The 678-nt window shown below is 74.6% G+C and carries 1 protein-coding gene; it reads left to right on the top strand.

Annotated features, from left to right (window positions below; all coding sequences use genetic code 11):
- Positions 1–458 precede the first annotated feature (458 nt).
- Positions 459–678: nicotinate-nucleotide--dimethylbenzimidazole phosphoribosyltransferase (locus tag EAO77_RS36710; protein ID WP_187283584.1), on the top strand; the 220-nt coding region annotated here is incomplete at its 3' end.

Raw genomic sequence — 678 nt, 5'->3', positions numbered from 1 at the left:
GTCCGGTCTGCACCCCGGTGGGCCCATGACCGGCCTTCGGCCGGCTCGTGCGCGGCCTTCGGCCGCAACACATACACACGACGGCCCGCAGGGGCGATCCTTCCCCTGCCAGGACGGGCCGGTTCGCTCACGTCGACAGGGGCGCGGAGGGGGTGTGTGCGGGCGATAAAACGTCGTTGCGCTAGGGACCGGCCAACCCCGGGCGAGCCTCGCCCGCACACACCCCCGCAGCGCCCCAACGGCACACCCACGWACCCGGCCCACACCGGGCAACCCCAGCCCGTCCGGCGCTTGAGGACACCCGCGCGCAGCGGGGGTGCGCAACCACCAGCCCGCACGAGACGGACGAACCCCGCACCACAACAGCCCGTCCGGCGCTTGAGGACACCCGCGCGCAGCGGGGGTGCGAGCCACCACCGGCCCGCACAGGGCGAACGCGGGGCGGTACTGTTCCGCGAATGAGCAGGCTGAATCTCGACGACTTCTCCGATCTGATCGAGCGCCCCGACAGCGGCGTGCGGCGTGACGCCGAGGAACGGCGTGAGCGGCTGGTCGTGCCGGCCGGGGCGCTGGGCCGTCTCGACGAGCTGGCCGAGTGGCTGGCGGCGGCGCAGGCCGCCGTCCCGGTCCGGGCCGTCGACCGCCCGCGGGTGGTGCTGTTCGCCGGTGACCACGGGG

This window comes from Streptomyces sp. T39 (assembly GCF_008042045.1).
Classification (GTDB): domain Bacteria; phylum Actinomycetota; class Actinomycetes; order Streptomycetales; family Streptomycetaceae; genus Streptomyces.
The sequence above is the reverse complement of the archived record's forward strand: the minus strand, read 5'-3'. Positions and strand labels throughout refer to the sequence as shown.